The following is a 17,560-nucleotide window of genomic DNA, read 5'->3' as shown; positions in this document are numbered from 1 at the left end:
GCGCGACGGCACGCCGCTGCGCGTGCGCCTCGCTGCGCCGCGATGAGCGCGCAGGGCGCGCAGCGCCTCGACCGGCTGATGCCGCCGCTGCTCGCCGCGGCGCGCGCCAGCGCCGCGCCGCTGGCCTGCCTGACCCGGCTGGCGCGGCTGGTGCAGGCGGTGGCGCGGCGCTCGGCCTACCTCGCCCTGCTCGACGAGCGGCCGGCGGCGCGCCAGCGCCTGGCCGCGCTGTTCGCCGAAAGCGCGTTCCTCGCCGAGCGCGTGATCGCGCAGCCGCTGCTGCTGGACGACGTGCTCGATCCGCGCATCGACCGCTTGCCGCTGCGTCGCGCCGACATCGCCGAAGAGCTGAAACACGCGCTGGCCGCGCTCGACGAACGCGACCCGGAAGACGAACTCGAACGCATCAACGAGCTGAAGGCCAGCCTGGCGTTCCGCCTGGGCCTCGCGTTCCGCGACGGCCGCGCCGACGCGCCGGCGGCCGCGCGCCGCCTCGCCGCGCTGGCCGAGGCGGTGGTCGGCGCGGTGCTGGCGCTGGCCGAGCGCGAGCTGGCCGCGCAGCACGGCCGCCTGCCGGGCGAGGGTTCCGGCTTCGCCGTGCTCGGCTACGGCAGCCTCGGCGGCGCCGAGCTCGGCTTCGCCTCCGACCTCGACCTGGTGTTCGTCTACGACGGCGCGCGCGCGGCGGCCGCGAGCGACGGCCGCCGCCCGCTCGACGGCATGCACTGGTACCAGCGCCTGGCCCAGCGCGTGGTGCACTGGCTGACCGTGCTGACCCGCGGCGGGCGCCTGTACGAGGTGGACACGCGGCTGCGGCCCGACGGCTCCAAGGGCCTGCTGGTCACCAGCCTGGACGCGTTCGCCGCCTACCAGCGCGAGCGCGCCTGGACCTGGGAGCACCAGGCGCTGGTGCGCGCGCGCGGCATCGCCGGCGATGCCGCCCTGCACACCGCGTTCGAGGCGACGCGCGCGGAGATCCTGGCACGACCGCGCGATGCCGCCGCGGTGCGCGCCGAAGTCGTCGCGATGCGCGCGCGCTGGCGCGCCGAGCGCGACCGCTCCGACGCCGCACTGCTCGACCTCAAGCAGGGCGTCGGCGCGCTGCTGGACATCGAGTTCCTGCTGCAGGGCCTGCTGCTGCTGCACGCCGCGACGTCGCCCGCGCTGCTGCGCCACACCGCCACGCCGGCGTTGGTCGCGGCGTGCGCCGAGGTCGGCGCGCTCGACGCCGCGCAGGCGGCCGCGCTGGACGCCGCGCATGCCGACCTGCTGGCGCGCGCGCTCACCTGCACGTTGGACGCGCGCTCGCGCGTGGTGCCGCGCGACGCGGCGCTGGACGCGTTGTGCGCGCGGGTGACGGCGATCGCGCGGGCGTGCGGGTTCGACTTTGCGAAGGAGGGAGTGGGGAGTAGGGAGTAGGGGTGGGAAAAGCGCGGCGCCGGTCGGCCGGGCTTCGGACGCCGCGGGAACAGACGCCGTGAGTACGGCATCCTCGCGTCCACTCGACCCCCTGTGGAATCGCGCTCCCTGCCTCGGCTCTTTCCACTCCCTACTCCCCACTGCCCGTTCCCTACTCCCCACCCCCTTTTTCCAAAATCCCCGCCCGGTGCGCGGCGTAGCGCGCGCGCACCTCGGCGGCGATGCGCGCGGTTTCGCGCAGCGGCGAGGCGGGCGGCGGCGCGTCGGCGTCGAGATCGTGCAGCAGCCCGCGCGCGCGCAGCGCGGCGTGGAAGCGCGCCAGCCGGTCGGGCAGCGGCGCCGCGACCAGCGTGTGCACGGGACGGCCGGTGGCGCAGGCCTCCGAGAGCATGTTCACCGAGTCCGGCGTCACCACCAGCCGGTCGGCCCAGCCGAGCAGGCCGGCGTAGGGATTGGGGCCGTCGGCCTCGCCGGCCCAGAACAGGCCGGGAATGCCCGCCAGCGCGGCGCGCAGCTTGCCGGTCAGCTCCGCCGGCGTGCGCCGCGAGGCGCTGGCCAGCACGCTGCCGCCCTCGCGTGCGTGACGCGCGCGCAGCGTCGCGACGAGGCGTCCGGCGTACGCGGTGTCCAGCGCGATGCCGCGGCGCGGCCCGCCGAGCAGCACGGCGATCCGCGGCGCCGGCAGGTCGGCGAGGGTGGGGCAGGCCTCGCGGCCTTCCGCCAGCCAGGCGTCGTCGACCGGGTTGAGCGAGCCGAGCGGGCGCAGCACGTTGGCGCCGGCGAGGCCGTCGTGCTGCGGCGCGACCACCACGTCCCAGTGCCGCGGATCGGTGCGCGGATCGAGGATCTGCACGCAGAACGTGCGTCCGCCGCTGAGCGCGCGCAGCAGGCGCGTGCACAGCGCGGCGGCGCGGCCGCAGCCGATCGCCAGGTCCGGCCAGGGCGGCGCGAACGCCGCGCGCTCGGCCGGCGCCAGCGCCAGCCGGCCGCCCAGCGCGAGGCGCGGTGCGAACCACGCCCACGGCGCGCGCGGCGCCAGGCGCAGTACGCGCGTCTCGATGCCGAGCGCCTGCGCCAGCGCCAGCGCCTGGCGCTCGTTGCCGGCGGCGCCGTCGGTGATCACCCAGCCGTGGTCCACGTCGATCCCGTTCCCGCATGCCGCGAACACGGCATTGTCGCCGCATGGTGCACACTATGTTCCCTGCGGCGGCGCTGATCGCGGCCGTCGCGCGGCATACACTGCCACAGTTGCGTGCATCGCCGCCGTTTCGAAGGAGCACCCATGTCCCGCCGTATCCTGTTTGCCGTGCTGCTGGCCGCCGCGTCCGCGGCCGCGTCCGCCGCCACCACGCGCTACACGCTCGACCCCAACCACACCCAGGTGATGTTCACCTACAGCCACTTCGGCTACTCGCATCCGACCGGCCAGTTCGACGGCGTGACCGGCACGCTGGACTACGACGCGGCCGACCCCGACCGTTCGTCGGTGCGGGTGAGCATCCCGATGAACCAGGTCAACACGCACGTGCCGGCGCTGGACGAGCACCTGGAGTCGCCGGACTTCTTCGATGCCGCGAAGTATCCGACCGCCACCTTCGTCAGCACCAAGGTCGAGCGCGGCGCCGCCGAGGGCCAGCTCAAGGTCAGCGGCGACCTCACCCTGCACGGCACCACCCGCCCGGTCGTGCTCGAGGTCACCCTGAACAAGGCCGGCGAGCACGGCATGTGGAAGGCGCCGGCGCTGGGCTTCGACGCCGCCGCCACGCTGTCGCGCTCCCAGTTCGGCGTGAAGATGTACGTGCCCGCGGTCAGCGATGCGGTGCAGTTGCGCATCAGCACCGAAGCGATCGAGAGCAAGGCCTACGCGGCCGCGACGCAAGCCAGGCCCGCCAAGTGAGCCGGCGGCGCGCCACCGCACGCTGCACGTTCGACGACCGATGCCGATGACGCTCCGCCCCGCCGCCGCGCGCGGCCAAACGCGCACCGATTGGCTGGACAGCCGCCACAGCTTCTCGTTCGGGCGCTACTACGACCCGGCGCAGATGGGCTTCGGCGCGCTGCGCGTGCTCAACGAGGACGTGGTCGCGCCCGGCGCCGGCTTCCCGCCGCACCACCACGCCAACATGGAAATCCTGACCTGGGTGCTGGAGGGCGCGCTGGCGCACCGCGATTCCAGCGGCGGTAGCGGGGTGATCCACGCCGGCGAGCTGCAGCGCATGAGCGCGGGTCACGGCATCGAGCACAGCGAGTACAACGCCGCGGGCGACGCGCCGGTGCACTTCCTGCAGATCTGGATCCAGCCGAACCGGGTCAACCTGGCGCCGTCGTACGCGCAACGCGCGTTCCATGCGCCGGTGCTGCGCGACCGCCTGTGCCTGCTGGCCGCGCCGGACGGCGCCGATGCGGCGCTGGCCCTGCACGCCGACGCCCGCGTGCATGCGGCGCGGCTTGGCGCCGGCGTCGAAGTGCGCCACCGGCCGGCCGCGGACGCCGCCGTCTGGGTGCAGGTTGCGCGCGGCGAGGTGACGCTGGACGGCCACCGACTGACGCAGGGCGACGGTGCCGGCCTGCGCGGCGCCGCCGAACTGGCGCTCGCCGGCGGTGCGGGCGGCGGCGAACTGCTGCTGTTCGAACTGCGCTGAGCGCGGCGCTCGGTTGGGGCGCCCGGCGCCGGCTTGCTAGAATCGCTGCGTCTCGCAACGGATGCCGATCATGCCGCTCGCCCAGCCCACCGCGCCATCGCTGATGCCGGCCAACGCCGCGCGGCGCTACGACGTCACCCGCGCCGACCTGCCGCTGGCGTGCCCGATGCCGGGCATGACGCTGTGGGATTCGCATCCGCGGGTCTATCTGCCGATCGTCGACGCGGGCGGCGAAGCCGTTTGCCCCTACTGCGGCGCGCGCTACGTGTTGCGCGACTGATCCGGCACTTTTCTTGCTAGGCACTGGGGCGGCATGTACCGCTCCGCTCCTTTCCCGACCCCCACACGCACGGGTACCGTGCCGATGCAGCGACGTCTCACCGTCGTCCAGCTGATCCCTGCGCTCAACGCCGGCGGCGCCGAGCGCACCACGCTCGAGATCGGGCGCGCGCTGGTTGCGGCCGGGCATCGCTCGGTCGTGGTTTCGGCAGGCGGCCGCCTGGTGCCGCAGCTCGAGGCCGAGGGCAGCGAGCACGTGCCGGTGGATCTCGGGCGCAAGTCGCTGGCGACGCTGCGCCACCTCGGCCCGTTGCGCCGGCTGCTGGCCGAGATCCGGCCCGACGTCGTGCACGCGCGCTCGCGGCTGCCGGCGTGGATGGGCTGGCTGGCGCTGCGCGGCATGCAACCGCGCCCGCATTTCGTCACCACCGTGCACGGCCTCAATTCGCCGAGCGTGTACAGCGGCATCATGGCGCGCGGCGAGCGCGTGGTGGTGGTCTCGCAGAGCGTGCGCGACTACGTGCTGCGCCACTATCGCGTCGACCCGGCGCGGCTCACCGTGATCCCGCGCGGCATCGACCCGGCCGACTTTCCCTACGGCTACCGCGCCGACGAGGAGTGGCAGGGGCGCTTCTTCGCCGAATTCCCGCAGCTCGCCGGCGCGCCGCTGCTGACCCTGCCGGGCCGCGGCACGCGCCTGAAGGGCCATCGCGACGCGATCGAGCTGGTCGCCGGGCTGCAGGCGCGCGGCGTCGACGTGCGCCTGCTGCTGCTCGGCGTGATCGAGCCCGGCCGCGAGGCCTACCTCGAGGAGATCAGGCAGCTCGCGGTGGCGCGCGGCGTCGCCGATCGCGTCGCCTACGCCGCGCCGCGCGCGGACGTGCGCGACGTCTACGCGGTGTCGGCGCTGGTGCTGCAGCTGTCCAACAAGCCGGAGTCGTTCGGGCGCACCGTGGTCGAGGCGATAGCGATGTGCCGGCCGGTGCTCGGCTATGCGCACGGCGGCGTCGGCGAGCTGCTCGCCGAACTGTATCCGGCCGGGCGCGTGCCGCCGGGCGACGTCGACCGCCTGGTCGAGCGCGCCGCCGAGCTGCTGCGCGTCGCGCCGCCGATTCCGCCGTTGACCCGCTACCGCCTGGAAGACATGCAGCGGGCGACGCTGGCGCTGTACGCGGAGCTGGCGGGAGTGGAGGCGTCGGCCGCGGGCCGTTGATTCCCGGCAGCGTGCGCTCCGCGCACGATCGCGGCGTCTCCTCGCGCGCGGAACACAGGCTGCGCGGCCTTCGACGTTGGCGAACCGCCGCGCCGTCTCCCCCGTACAATCGACCTCCGGTTCCCGAGGACGCCCCGATGCCGTTCGCTTCGCGCCTGAAGGCCGCGCTGCGCTCGCCGCTCACGCCGCTGTGGGCGGTGCTGGCGCTGCTGCCGTTCGGACGCAGCGCCGAGGCCGCCGTGCTGGTCTGCATGCTGGGCACGCTGCTGCTGTTCGTGCGCCACCCGCGTGCGCTGGGCGAGCACGCCGGCGCGCGCCTGCTGCTGTGGCTGTGGGGCGCGTATGTCGCGGCGGCGCTGCTGTCGACGCTGGACGCGGTCGCGCCGGCGAAGAGCTGGGGCGCGACCGCCGGGTTCCTGCGCTTCGCGCCGTTCGGGCTGTACGCCTGCTACGCCGTGCGCCGCGTGGCGCGACTGCACGCGCTGTATTTCGCGGTCGCCGCGCTGGTCGCGTTCTGGATCGCGGACGCGTGGGCGCAGGCGCTGACCGGCTGGAGCCTCGGCGGGCACGCCGAGGCGCAGCGCGTGTCCGGCATCTTCGGCGCCGGCAACCTCAAGCTGGGGCAGACGCTCGCCGTGCTGGCGCCGTTCGCGCTGTGGGCCGCGCGCGAACGCTACGGCCGCGTCGGCCTCGGCCTCGGCTTCCTGCTGCTGCTGGGACCGATCCTGCTGTCGGGCTCGCGCGCGAGCTGGCTGAGCTACGCGCTGGTCGCGGTCGCCTTCGCCTGGCGCGAGACGCGCGCGCCGCTGCGCTTCGCCGCGTGGTGCGGCGCGGCGCTGGCGGTGGGCGCGCTGGCGGTCGGCGTCGCCTGGCGCGAGTCGCCGCGCTTCGACGCGCGCATGGATCGCACCCTGCTGCTGCTGCAGGGCGGCGAGGACGCGGCGAACGCCGCGCTGGCGGGGCGCCTCGACATCTGGCGCACCGCGCTGCGCATGAGCGCCGCGCATCCGCTGAACGGCGTCGGCGTGCGCGGCTTCCGCTACGCCTACCCGCAGTACGCGCCGGCGGGCGACCACTTCCTCACCGCGGAAGCCTGCGGCGCCGGCGAGGGCGCCTGCCACGCGCACCAACTGGTGCTGGAGGTGCTCAGCGAAACCGGCGGCGTCGGCCTGCTGCTGTGGCTGGCCGGCGCGTGGGCCGCGGTCGTCGCGTGGCGGCGCGCGACGCCCGTCGCGCGCGAACGCGCCTGGCCGGCGAGCGTCGCGCTCGCGGTCGCGGTGTTCCCGCTGAACACGCACCTTGCGTTCTACTCGGCATGGTGGGGGCTGGTGTTCTGGTGGCTGCTCGCCGTGTGGTGCGCGGCGCTGTACGTGCTGGACGGCGTCGCGCCGGCCGACGGAGCGCGCGCATGAGCGTCGCGCGCGAGCCGCTGTCGGTGGTGGTGATCACCTACAACAACGCCGACACCTTCGAGCGCTGCCTGGCCGCGGTCGACTGGGCCGACGAGATCGTGGTGCTCGACTCCGGCTCCACCGACGCCACGCTGGAGATCGCGCGCCGCCATGGCGCACGCGTCGCCGCGCATGCGTTCGACGACTACGGCCCGCAGAAACAGCGCGCGATCGACATGGCCGCACACGACTGGGTGCTCAACCTCGACGCCGACGAGGTGCTCTCGCCGGGCACGCGCGCGGTGATCGAGCGCGCGCTGACCGCACCGCGCGCGGCGGGTTTTCGCCTGCCGCGGCGCGAGCGCATGTTCTGGACGGTGCAGCATCGGCTGAGCTGGCGCAACGCGCACCTGCGCCTGTTCGACCGCCGCCGCGGACGCATGAACGCGGTGCCGGTGCACGCCGCGGTGGAAGTCGACGGGCCGGTGCGCACGCTGTGGCGCGCCGATTTCGTCAACGACGGCGACGGCGACATCGCCGCGCGCGTCGACAAGATCAACCGCTATTCCAGCGGCATGGTCGCGCACAAGCTGGCGCGCCGGCAGCGCTTCGCCGGGCTGCGCATGGTGTTCTATCCGCCGCTGTTCTTCCTGCGCCAGTTCCTGCTGAAACGCTACTTCCTCAACGGCTGGGCCGGCTTCGTCGCCAGTGCGATCGGCGCGTTCTACGTGTTCCTGAAGTACGCCAAGCTGCACGAGGCGCGGCGTGCCGCGCAGGCACCCACACCCGGGCATGGAGTACGCAACCCGTGAAAGCCTATCGCCACCTCACCGGCCCCGACGACGCGAGCTTCTGCCACCGCGTCACCGAGGCGCTCAATCTCGGCTGGGAGCTGTACGGGCCGCCGCAGTTGACGTTCGATGCCAAGGCCGGCCGCGTGATCTGCGGCCAGGCGCTGTACAAGGAAGTCGAAGGCCGCGAGTACCGCCGCGACCTCGACCTGTCGACGCTGTAGCCGCGCGCTGCGGTGGCGGTCAGTACACCGGCGGCGCGCCAGGCGGACGCGTCTTGAAGCGCTTGTGGATCCACAAGTATTCGGTCGGCGCCTCGCGCACCATGCGCTCGATGGCGGCGTTGACGCGCGCGGTGTCGGCGACGACGTCGGCGCTGGGGAAATCGGCGAGCGGCGCCTCCAGGCGCAGCGCGTAGCCGCCTTCCGGCAGGCGCCGGTGGAAGAACGGCATCACCGCGGCGCCGGACAGGCGTGCCAGGTGGTGCGTGGCGGTGATCGTCGCCGCCGGAATGCCGAAGAACGGCGCGAACACGTGGTCCTTGCCGCGCATGTCCTGGTCGGGCGCGTACCAGACCGTGCCGCCGGCCTTGAGGTACTTCACCGTCGCGCGCAGCGCGTCCTTGGTGAACATCGCGTCGGCGTAGCGCAGGCGCGCGCGCAGCACCGCCCATTCGAACGCGGCCTCGTCCATCACCCGGTACATGCCGGCGATCGGGATGCGCCGCGACACCAGTCGCGCGCACAGCTCGAGGTGCGAGAAGTGGCCGCCGACCAGCAGCACGCCGCGGCCGGCGGCACGCGCGGCGGCGAGGTGCTCGAGGCCGTCGACGCGCACCGGGATCCGGGCGATGGCGCGATCCGAGGCCATCCAGCCCAGCGCGAACTCGGCCAGCATCGGGCCGATCTCGCGCAGGCTCGCGCGCACCAACGCGTCGCGCGCGTCGGCGTCGAGTTCGGGAAAGCACAGCGCGATGTTGCGTGCGGCCACCGCGCGGCGCGCGCCGAGCAGCGCCGGCAGCACGCGCCCGAGCGCGCGGCCCAGCGCCATCAGGGCGCGATACGGCAGCCGCGCCGCCAGCCAGATCGCGCCGAGGACGATCCAGGCGGGCCAGTGCGCGGGGGCGAGCAGGGCGGGCGGGAAGGGCGGCGCGGCGCGGGGTTTCATGCGGCGCGATTGTAGCAATCGTCGGCTGCGGCGCCCGGCCCCGCTATACTCCGCCAGCGCCGCCAGACCAAGGCCCGCCGTTGCGCCTCCTGTACACCTTCCTGATGTATCTCGCGATGCCGGTGATCGTCTACCGGCTGGTCGCGCGCGGCTTCCGCTACCACGGCTACTTCGCGCGCTGGCGTGAGCGCTTCGGCTTCCTGCCGGGGCCGCCCCTTTCCGGCAGCATCTGGGTGCACGCGGTCTCGGTCGGCGAGGTCAACGCGGCGGCGCCGCTGATCGAGGCGCTGCTGAAGTACCACGCCGATGCGCGCATGGTGGTCACCACGGTCACGCCGACCGGCTCGGAGCGCGTGCGCAAGCTGTTCGGCGATCGCGTCTACCACGTCTACCTTCCCTACGACCTGCCGCGCGCGGTGCGCCGCTTCCTCGACCACGTGCGGCCGCGCCTCGCGGTGGTCATGGAAACCGAGATCTGGCCGAACCTCTACCACGCCTGCTGCGTGCGCGGCCTGCCGCTGGTGATCGCCAACGCGCGCCTGTCGCAGCGCTCGCTGCGCCGCTACGCGCCGGTGCGCGGCCTGGTGCGGCGCGCGCTGGCCTGCGTCAGCCAGGTCGCGGCGCAGTCGCACGCCGACGCCGCGCGCTTTCGCGCGCTCGGCGCGCCGGCCGACCGCATCACCGTGGTCGGCAACCTCAAGTTCGACATGGCGGTGCCGGCGACGGCGTGCCGCGACGGCGCCGGACTGCGCGCCGCCTGGGGCGCGTCGCGGCCGGTGTGGATCGCCGCCAGCACCCACGAGGGCGAGGAAACCGCGGTGCTGGAAGCGCACCTCGAAGTGCTGAAGCGCCTGCCCGACGCGCTGCTGCTGCTGGCGCCGCGCCATCCGGAGCGCTTCCGCGCGGTCGACGCCGCGGCGCGCAACCTCGGTTTTCGCGTCGCCACGCGCAGCGCCGACCGCGCGCCGGCCGCCGACACGCAGTGCTTCGTGATCGACGCCATGGGCGTGCTGCTGCGCTATTACGCCGCGGCCGACGTGGCGTTCGTCGCCGGCAGCCTGGCGCCGATCGGCGGCCACAACGTGCTGGAAGGCGCGGCGCTGGGGCGGCCGGTGGTGGTCGGGCCGCATACGTTCAACTTCGACGAGATCACGCACAGCCTGATCCAGGCCGGCGGCGCGCTGCGCGTGCCGGATGCCGCGCATCTCGGCGGCGCGGTGCTGGAACTGCTGCGCGACCCCGCGCGCGCCGCGGCGATGGGCGCCGCGGCGCGCGCGGTGTTCGAGCGCGAGCGCGGCGCGGTGGCGCGCAACATGGCGCTGATCCAGCGCCTGCTGGCCGGCGCGGCGCCGGTGCCGCGCGGCGCGGATACGAAAAAGGCGGGCTAGGCCCGCCTTTTTCTCTCGCGCAACCGCGGTGCGTCATTGCAGCAGCGCGTTGACCGCTTCCATGTCCTTCACGTCGATCGTGCCGGCGGACTGCTTCAGGCCGAGCTGGTTGATCACGAACGCGTGGCGCGACTGCGAGTAGTTGCTCTGCGCCTGGAACAGGTTCTGCTGGCTGATCAGCACGTCGACGATGGTGCGCGTGCCGACCTCGAAGCCGGCGCGGGTGGCGTCCAGCGCCGACTGCGCCGAGACCACCGCCTGCTTGCGCGCCTCGACCTCGCTGACACCGGCGATCACCGAGCGGAACGCGTTGCGCGTGCTGCGCACCACCGCGCGGCGATCCTGCTCGAGCAGGTCGTCGGCCTGGTCGCGCTGGTAAATCGCCTGGCGCACGCGCGACTGGGTGATGCCGCCGGAGAAGATCGGCACGTTCAGCACCACGCCGACCGCGGTATCGCTGCGCTCGCTGTTGGTGTGCAGCGGGCCGAAGCCGGGGCCGAACGCGTTGCCCCAGACCGGGTTGTTGCTGTAGGTCACCTGCGCATTCAGCGTCGGCAGGTGCGCGGCACGCGCGGCGTTGACGCTGTGCTGGCCGGCCTCGACCTGGTGCAACTGCGCCTGCAGCGACGGATTCTGCTTCAGCGCGGTGTTCACCCAGTCGGTCAGGTTGTTCGGCTCGGGCGGGTTGAGCGGCAGGTCGTCGCGCAGGCGCTTGAGGTCGGCCGTCGGCTTGCCGGTGATCTGGGTCAGTGCCTCGCGGGCGTCGTCGAGCGCGTTCTGCGCGTCGATCACGTTGGCCACCGAGGAATCGTGCTGCGCCTTGGCCTCGTTGACGTCGGTGATCGCCGACAGGCCGACGTCGAAGCGCTGCTGCGCCTGCTCGAGCTGGCGCGCCAGCGCCTTCTCCTCGGCCTGCGCGAAGGCGAGCGTGTCGGTGGCGGTGAGCACGCCGAAATAGGCCTGGGCGGTGCGCAGCATCAGGCCCTGCAGCGCGGCCTGGTACTGCGCCTCGCCGCTGGCGGCCTGCGCCTTGCCGACCTTGACCTGGGCGAACTTGCTCCAGTCGAACAGCGTCTGCGACAGCGTGCCCTGCAGGGTGGTGCCGCGGTCGGTGCTGCTGGTGACCGGGGTGCCGCCGGACAGCGCGTTGACGCTGCTCCAGCTATGCGAGCGGGTGAAGCCGTAGGTGGCGTCGACCTGCGGCAGCAGCGCGCCCCAGGCCTGCTTCGGGAATTCGTTGTTGTACAGGCGCGATGCGTCGGCCTGCGCCAGTTGCGGGTCGTTGGCGCGGGCGTCGCGGTAGGCGTCCATCAGGTCCTCGGCGCCGGCCAGCATGGGCGCGGCGGCGAGCAGCAGCGCCAGGGGCAGAAGCTTGAAACGGTTCGTTCGCGTCATGGAGGGGAGGTCCTTGCTTGCGTCGTTTTCGCTCCGGCCCGTGCGCGCTTACAGCGCGAAGCGCTTGGGCGGCGCGGCGTGGGCGAGATAGGTCAGGTCGGTTTCGAACAGGATTTCTTCGCTGAAGCGGCCGTCGGCCTGATGGCGCAGCAGCACGGCCTGCATCGCCGGCGATTCGCCGCGCACCACGAACAGGCGGCCGCCGGGCTTGAGCCAGCCGCGGAAGCGTTCCGGCAGCGCGTACACCGCGCCGGTGACCGCGATCGCGTCGAACTGGCGGTCGGGCGTGTAGCCCAGCACCGCCTCGGCGACGGCCAGGGAGGCGTTGCCGACGCCGTGCGCGGCGAGCCGCGCGCGCGCGGCCTCGATGAAGTCGGCGTGCATGTCCACGCTGACCACGCTGCCGGCCAACCGCGCCAGGCAGGCGGTGATGAAGCCCGAGCCGGTGCCGATCTCGAGCACGCTTGCGGACTTGTCCAGTTCCAGCGCCTGCAGCATGCGGCCCTCGACCACCGGCTTCATCATGCTTTCGCCATGGCCGAGCGGCAGGGCGATGTCGGCGAAGGCGAGGTTGCGGTAGGCGGCCGGCACGAAGTCCTCGCGCGGCACGGCGGCGAGCGCGTCCAGCACGTGCGCGTCGAGCACGTCCCAGGTACGCACCTGGTTGGCCACCATGTTCTGACGCGCCAGTTCGAGATCGATCGACATCTTGGGTAGTCCCGTGCGCGAAAAAGAGCAGGAAAGCATAGGGAGTTGCGGCCGCGCGGGCAACGCCAAGGCTGCGGTGGCGCGCACATCCAACTAAGTGCCGGAAGTCACCGCGCCGTCTTGACGCACGTCATCAAGCGCTGCGGCGCAGTTGTGCCGCGGCGGACGCGACGCCGGGCGCCGCCAGCGGCAGCCGCGCCAGCATCGCTTCCACGCCGCGGCCGAGCGCGGGGTCGGTGCGTTGGATGCGCGCCAGCGCGGAAGGGTTGCCGCGCGCAGCCGTGGCGGCCGTCAGCCAGGCCAGCCAGCGCGTCAGCGCGGCGCACTCGTGCGGCCGCAGCAGGGGCAGCGTGCGCCGCGCGGCGAAGGCGGCGCCGCGCTGCGCGGTCGCCTGCGCATCCAGCAGCGCGGTGAACGCGCGCTGCGCCAGGCGATAGGGCTCGCTCAGGCGGAGTTCGGGGGTGGTGGGAAACATGCCGGTCCTTCGCTGCGGCGCTGCACGGCGGGCATGGAGCCGCTAAGCTGGCCGCAGGTTTGTGATAACTAAACCGGCGCGTATAATAAACGCCGAAAACGGGGCTGATCAAGTGACGAGTGCCAACCTCAAACCGGCCGGGCCGGGACGGCCGAAGGACATGGAGAAGCGCGCGGCGATCCTCGCCGCGGCCAAGCGCCTGTTCATCGTGCACGGCTTCGAGGGCACCAGCATGGACGCGGTCGCCGCCGATGCCGGCGTGTCCAAGCTGACCGTCTACAGCCACTTCGGCGACAAGGATTCGCTGTTCCGCGAGGCGGTGCGCGCGCGCTGCCGCGAGATGCTGCCGGACGACGTCTATGTCGTGCCGATCGACGGCGCGATCCGCGACGCGCTGCTGCTGATCGCGCGCGCGCACGCCCGGCTGATGACCAGCCCGGAAGTGATCGGCACCTGGCGCGCGATCCTCAGCGACTGCCGCGAAGGCAACCCGCGCATGGGCCAGATGCTGTGGGAAGAGGGGCCGGCGCGCAGCCAGGCGCTGCTGGAGCAGTTCCTGCACGCCGCCGCCGACGCCGGCCATCTCGACCTGCCCGACGTGCACCGCGCGGCGGTGCAGTTCCTTTCGCTGCTCAAGGGCGACCTGCAGACGCGCCGGCTGTTCGGCTGCATCAATTGCGCGGAATCCGCCGAGGCCGAGGCGCTCGCCAACGCCGAGGGCGCGGTCGACATGTTCCTGCGCGCCTACGCCCGCGAGCTCTGAACCCCCGGTGCGCTCGCTACGGCGGGCCGCTTCGTGCTTGAATAGCCGTCGAAGCGGGGGTGCCTGCGCGCAGGCTGAGAGAGTCCCTTCGAACCTGACCCGGATCATGCCGGCGTAGGGAAGCTTCGTCGCCGCGGCGTTTCGCTGCGGTGCCGCCGCCGCTTCGTCCCCAGCCGCGAGGACGAACCGCATGAACGCCATCCCTTCCGATCTGGTGCGCGCCGCGCAGGCGCTGTCCGCCGAAGTCACGCGACCGATTCCGGGCTCGCGCAAGGTCTACGTGCACGGTGGCCGCGACGACGTCGCCGTGCCGATGCGCGAGATCGCGCAGGCCGACACGCCGTCCGCGTTCGGCGCGGAGCAGAACCCGCCGCTGGCCGTCTACGACACCTCCGGCCCCTACACCGACCCCGACCATCGCGTCGACCTCGCCGCCGGCCTGCCGGCGCTGCGCGCGCGCTGGATCGAGGCGCGCGGCGACAGCGAGCCGCTGTCCGACTTCACCTCCGAATTCAGCCGCCGCCACGCGGTCGCGCCGCAACTGGCCGAAGTGCGCTTCCCGGCGCCGCGCCGCCCGCGCCACGCGCGCGCCGGCGCCAACGTCACGCAGATGCACTACGCGCGGCGCGGCATCGTCACGCCGGAGATGGCGTACATCGCCGTCCGCGAGAACCAGCGCATCGAGGCGCTGCAGCAGGCCGGCCTGCTGAATCAGCATCCGGGCGAAGGTTTCGGCGCGCGTGTGCCAAAGCTGATCACGCCCGAGTTCGTGCGCGAGGAAGTCGCGCGCGGCCGCGCGATCATCCCCTGCAACATCAACCACCCGGAGTCCGAGCCGATGATCATCGGCCGCAACTTCCTGGTGAAGATCAACGCCAACATCGGCAACTCCGCGGTCAGCAGCTCGATCGCCGACGAGGTCGAGAAGATGGTGTGGGCGATCCGCTGGGGTGCCGACACGGTGATGGACCTCAGCACCGGCAAGCACATCCACGAAACCCGCGAGTGGATCGTGCGCAACAGCCCGGTGCCGATCGGCACGGTGCCGATCTACCAGGCGCTGGAGAAGACCGGCGGCGTCGCCGAGGACCTCACCTGGGAGCTGTTCCGCGACACCCTGGTCGAGCAGGCCGAGCAAGGCGTGGACTACTTCACCATCCACGCCGGCGTGCGCCTGCCGTTCGTGCCGCTGACCGCGAAGCGCGTCACCGGCATCGTCAGCCGCGGTGGCTCGATCCTCGCCAAGTGGTGCCTCGCCCACCACCGCGAGAACTTCCTCTACACGCATTTCGAGGAGATCTGCGAGATCATGAAGGCCTACGACGTGGCCTTCTCGCTGGGCGACGGCCTGCGTCCCGGCTCGATCGCCGACGCCAACGACGAGGCGCAGTTCGCCGAGTTGGACACGCTCGGCGAGTTGACGCAGATCGCCTGGAAGCACGACGTGCAGGTGATGATCGAAGGCCCCGGCCACGTGCCGATGCAGCTGATCAAGGAGAACATGGATCGCCAGCTCGAGAAGTGCGGCGAGGCGCCGTTCTACACGCTTGGGCCGCTGACCACCGACATCGCGCCCGGCTACGACCACATCACCAGCGCGATCGGCGCGGCGATGATCGGCTGGTTCGGCACCGCCATGCTCTGCTACGTCACCCCGAAGGAGCACCTCGGCCTGCCCAACAAGCAGGACGTGCGCGACGGCATCATCGCCTACAAGATCGCCGCGCACGCCGCCGATCTCGCCAAGGGCCACCCCGGCGCGCAGGCGCGCGACAACGCGCTCAGCAAGGCGCGCTTCGAGTTCCGCTGGGACGACCAGTTCAACCTCGGCCTCGATCCGGAGAAGGCCCGCGGATTCCACGACGAGACGCTGCCGAAGGACGCGCACAAGTCCGCGCACTTCTGCTCGATGTGCGGGCCGAAGTTCTGCTCGATGAAGATCACCCAGGACGTGCGCGACTATGCACGCGAGCACGGCGTCGACGATACTGCGGCGATCGAGCAGGGCATGGCCGAGAAGGCCGCCGAGTTCCGCGCCGGCGGTGCGCAGATCTACCGTTCCGAGTGAGAGCCGATCCGTGAAACTACCGGTTTCCTTTATCCAGCTACCCCTTCAGTTCGACGCCGAGGCGCTTGCGCGTGAGGTACGCGTGTTCGGCGCCGACCACTGGCGCGAGCATCCGGAGAAGTATCCGGGCAACCTCTGGCTGCCGTTGATCGCTGCCAACGGCGATCCGGACAATGCGTCCTTCGCTGGTCCGATGCGGCCTACACCGTATTTGCTGCAGTCCCCATACCTGATGCAGGTGCTGTCGCGAATCGGCGCGGTTTGGGGACGGACGCGGCTGATGAAGCTCACCGCCCAGGCGGAAGTGAGCCCACATTTCGACATCAACTACTACTGGCGCGCGCGTGCGCGCGTGCACGTGCCCGTGCTGACCCAACCCTCGGTGCGCTTCATCTGCGGCGACGACGAGGTCAACATGAAGCCGGGTGAATGCTGGATTTTCGACACCTGGCGGCGACATCGCGTCATCAACGCCTGCGACTCCGAGCGGATTCATCTGGTTGCCGACACGGTCGGCAGCGACAGCTTCGGCGAACTGCTCAGGGATGGACGCATGTCCGGCGTTCCCGCTCCTGCGGATTGGCACACGGAGTTCGTTGCGCCCGTGGACGGCTCGCGGCCCTCGTTGCGGCTGGAGTCGGCCAACATTCCGGTCGTCATGTCGCCTTGGGAGATGCGCGAACACATCAGTTTCCTGTTCAGCGAGACTCGCCCGCATCCGCAACTGGAACTCGCGCAGCAGGTCACGGCGCGTTTCCTCGCCGCCTGGTCGGCGCTGTGGGCGGAGTTCGGTACCGACCCGAAGGGCTGGCCCGCGTATCGCCGTGCGCTGAATACCTACGAGCAGTGGCTCAGGGGTTCTGCGGCCTCGCTGCAGCTGATCAACAATTCCTGGCTGCTCGACTCTTTGCGGATCATGGTGTTCTCCGTCGCGGTCAGCGGCGGTGGCGAGGCGAACGAAGGTGGCGAGTTGCGCCAGACGACAGCGACGCCCCCATTGCCGCCTGTTCCCGGGCCGCGCGTCGGCGCGGGCGAGCGGGATCCGCTATTCGACCGCCCCGTATTCATCGTGTCGCCGCCGCGCTCGGGTTCGACGCTGCTGTTCGAAACCCTGGCGCAGGCCCCTGGGGCGTACACGATCGGCCGCGAAAGCCACGCCTTGATCGAAGGCCTGCCGGGCTTGAGCGTCCTTGATCACAGCTACGACTCCAACCGCCTGGAGGCCGGGGTAGCGACACCGCAGATTGCCGAGGAGTTGCGCAAGCGGTTTCTCGCTGCGCTGCGCGATCGCACCGGACAGGCGCCCGGCGACCGCCGGCCGCTGCGGCTGTTGGAAAAGACCCCGAAGAATGCCCTGCGCCTGCCGTTCCTGGCGAAAGTCTTCCCCGAAGCACAGTTCGTCTATCTGTATCGCGATCCTCGCGAGACACTCAGCAGCATGATCGAGGCCTGGCAGTCGGGCCGTTTCATCACGTATGCGAAGTTGCCGGGCTGGAGCGGTTTGCCGTGGTCGTTGCTGCTGGTTCCCGGATGGCGCAGTCTGAATGGCCTGCCCATCGAGCAGATCGTCGCCGCGCAGTGGGAGATCACCACGCGGATGCTGCTCGATGACCTGGTCGCGTTGCCGAAGGAACGCGTGCACGTCGCCCGCTACGATGCACTCTACGCGGACCCCTCGGCGGAGGTTGCGCGTCTGTGCGCAACGCTGGGCCTGGATTGGGACCGGGTCCTCGATGCGCGGCTTCCCCTGTCGCGGCACACGGTGACCCCGCCTGACGCGCAGAAGTGGTTACGCCACGCCCGCGAAATCGATGCGGTCCTGCCGGGCTTGACCGCGACCATCGAGCGCGCGCAGCGTTTT

Annotated in this window: 16 protein-coding genes, 1 pseudogene and 1 riboswitch; of the genes and pseudogenes, 12 read left to right on the top strand and 5 right to left on the bottom strand. The window is 72.0% G+C overall.

The window, feature by feature from the left end:
* A pseudogene (locus ABFC67_RS12375) lies at positions 1-1,419 on the top strand (glutamine-synthetase adenylyltransferase); the annotation flags it as partial.
* Between the two features lie 151 nt (positions 1,420-1,570).
* On the opposite strand, the gene ABFC67_RS12370 reads toward ABFC67_RS12375, so the two are convergent.
* Positions 1,571-2,563 (bottom strand): mitochondrial fission ELM1 family protein, encoded by a 993-nt coding sequence (locus tag ABFC67_RS12370; RefSeq protein ID WP_346738337.1) that lies wholly within the window; start codon positions 2,561-2,563, stop codon positions 1,571-1,573.
* Between the two features lie 138 nt (positions 2,564-2,701).
* On the opposite strand from ABFC67_RS12370, the gene ABFC67_RS12365 reads away from it, so the two are divergent.
* From ABFC67_RS12365 to ABFC67_RS12335, 7 genes are all read left to right on the top strand, one after another.
* Entirely contained in the window at positions 2,702-3,316 is a 615-nt protein-coding gene (locus ABFC67_RS12365; RefSeq protein ID WP_346738336.1) for a YceI family protein, read from the top strand.
* A gap of 46 nt (positions 3,317-3,362) precedes the next feature.
* Positions 3,363-4,061 (top strand): pirin family protein, encoded by a 699-nt coding sequence (locus ABFC67_RS12360; protein ID WP_346738335.1) that lies wholly within the window; start codon positions 3,363-3,365, stop codon positions 4,059-4,061.
* Between the two features lie 70 nt (positions 4,062-4,131).
* The gene (locus ABFC67_RS12355) at positions 4,132-4,341 is read left to right on the top strand and encodes a zinc-finger domain-containing protein (RefSeq protein ID WP_346738334.1); all 210 of its coding nucleotides are present in this window, start codon (positions 4,132-4,134) and stop codon (positions 4,339-4,341) included.
* A gap of 84 nt (positions 4,342-4,425) precedes the next feature.
* A complete protein-coding gene (locus ABFC67_RS12350; RefSeq protein ID WP_346738333.1) occupies positions 4,426-5,553 on the top strand; it encodes a glycosyltransferase in 1,128 nt (375 codons plus the stop codon).
* 137 nt (positions 5,554-5,690) lie between these two features.
* Complete coding sequence (locus tag ABFC67_RS12345; RefSeq protein ID WP_346738332.1) at positions 5,691-6,965, top strand: O-antigen ligase family protein; 1,275 nt, start codon at positions 5,691-5,693, stop codon at positions 6,963-6,965.
* Complete coding sequence (locus ABFC67_RS12340; protein WP_346738331.1) at positions 6,962-7,756, top strand: glycosyltransferase family 2 protein; 795 nt, start codon at positions 6,962-6,964, stop codon at positions 7,754-7,756. The genes ABFC67_RS12345 and ABFC67_RS12340 overlap by 4 nt, the downstream gene beginning before the upstream one ends.
* Positions 7,753-7,959 carry a DUF1737 domain-containing protein gene (locus ABFC67_RS12335; RefSeq protein ID WP_346738330.1) on the top strand — a complete coding sequence of 69 codons (207 nt, stop codon included), beginning with the start codon at positions 7,753-7,755 and terminating at the stop codon, positions 7,957-7,959. Before ABFC67_RS12340 ends, ABFC67_RS12335 begins: the two co-directional genes overlap by 4 nt.
* Positions 7,960-7,978: 19 nt before the next feature.
* Here the strand turns inward: ABFC67_RS12335 and lpxL are convergent, their stop codons facing one another.
* On the bottom strand, positions 7,979-8,902 hold the full coding sequence (lpxL, locus tag ABFC67_RS12330; protein ID WP_346738329.1) for an LpxL/LpxP family Kdo(2)-lipid IV(A) lauroyl/palmitoleoyl acyltransferase: 924 nt from the start codon (positions 8,900-8,902) through the stop codon (positions 7,979-7,981).
* A gap of 80 nt (positions 8,903-8,982) precedes the next feature.
* Here lpxL and waaA point away from each other — a divergent pair, with 80 nt between their 5' ends.
* Positions 8,983-10,290: a lipid IV(A) 3-deoxy-D-manno-octulosonic acid transferase gene (gene waaA / locus ABFC67_RS12325; RefSeq protein WP_346738328.1), complete on the top strand. Its 1,308-nt coding sequence runs from the start codon at positions 8,983-8,985 to the stop codon at positions 10,288-10,290.
* 33 nt (positions 10,291-10,323) lie between these two features.
* Here waaA and ABFC67_RS12320 read toward each other — a convergent pair whose 3' ends face one another.
* From ABFC67_RS12320 to ABFC67_RS12310, 3 genes are all read right to left on the bottom strand, one after another.
* Positions 10,324-11,685, bottom strand: coding sequence for a TolC family outer membrane protein (locus tag ABFC67_RS12320; RefSeq protein WP_346738327.1), 1,362 nt, complete (start codon positions 11,683-11,685; stop codon positions 10,324-10,326).
* A 48-nt stretch (positions 11,686-11,733) separates the two neighbouring features.
* The gene (locus tag ABFC67_RS12315) at positions 11,734-12,393 is read right to left on the bottom strand and encodes a protein-L-isoaspartate O-methyltransferase (protein WP_346738326.1); all 660 of its coding nucleotides are present in this window, start codon (positions 12,391-12,393) and stop codon (positions 11,734-11,736) included.
* 133 nt (positions 12,394-12,526) lie between these two features.
* Complete coding sequence (locus tag ABFC67_RS12310; protein ID WP_346738325.1) at positions 12,527-12,868, bottom strand: hypothetical protein; 342 nt, start codon at positions 12,866-12,868, stop codon at positions 12,527-12,529.
* A 112-nt stretch (positions 12,869-12,980) separates the two neighbouring features.
* Between ABFC67_RS12310 and ABFC67_RS12305 the strand changes: the two genes are divergently transcribed.
* From ABFC67_RS12305 to ABFC67_RS12295, 3 genes are all read left to right on the top strand, one after another.
* Positions 12,981-13,631, top strand: coding sequence for a TetR/AcrR family transcriptional regulator (locus tag ABFC67_RS12305; protein WP_346738324.1), 651 nt, complete (start codon positions 12,981-12,983; stop codon positions 13,629-13,631).
* A gap of 45 nt (positions 13,632-13,676) precedes the next feature.
* Positions 13,677-13,770, top strand: a riboswitch (TPP riboswitch).
* 51 nt (positions 13,771-13,821) lie between these two features.
* On the top strand, positions 13,822-15,699 hold the full coding sequence (gene thiC, locus ABFC67_RS12300) for a phosphomethylpyrimidine synthase ThiC (protein WP_346738323.1): 1,878 nt from the start codon (positions 13,822-13,824) through the stop codon (positions 15,697-15,699).
* A 10-nt stretch (positions 15,700-15,709) separates the two neighbouring features.
* On the top strand, positions 15,710-17,560 hold a 1,851-nt coding region (locus tag ABFC67_RS12295), incomplete at its 3' end, for a sulfotransferase (RefSeq protein ID WP_346738322.1).

The organism is Mizugakiibacter sp., assembly GCF_039680435.1.
GTDB lineage: Bacteria > Pseudomonadota > Gammaproteobacteria > Xanthomonadales > Rhodanobacteraceae > Mizugakiibacter.
Note: the sequence above shows the minus strand (reverse complement) of the source record. Positions and strands in the feature narration are given on the sequence as shown.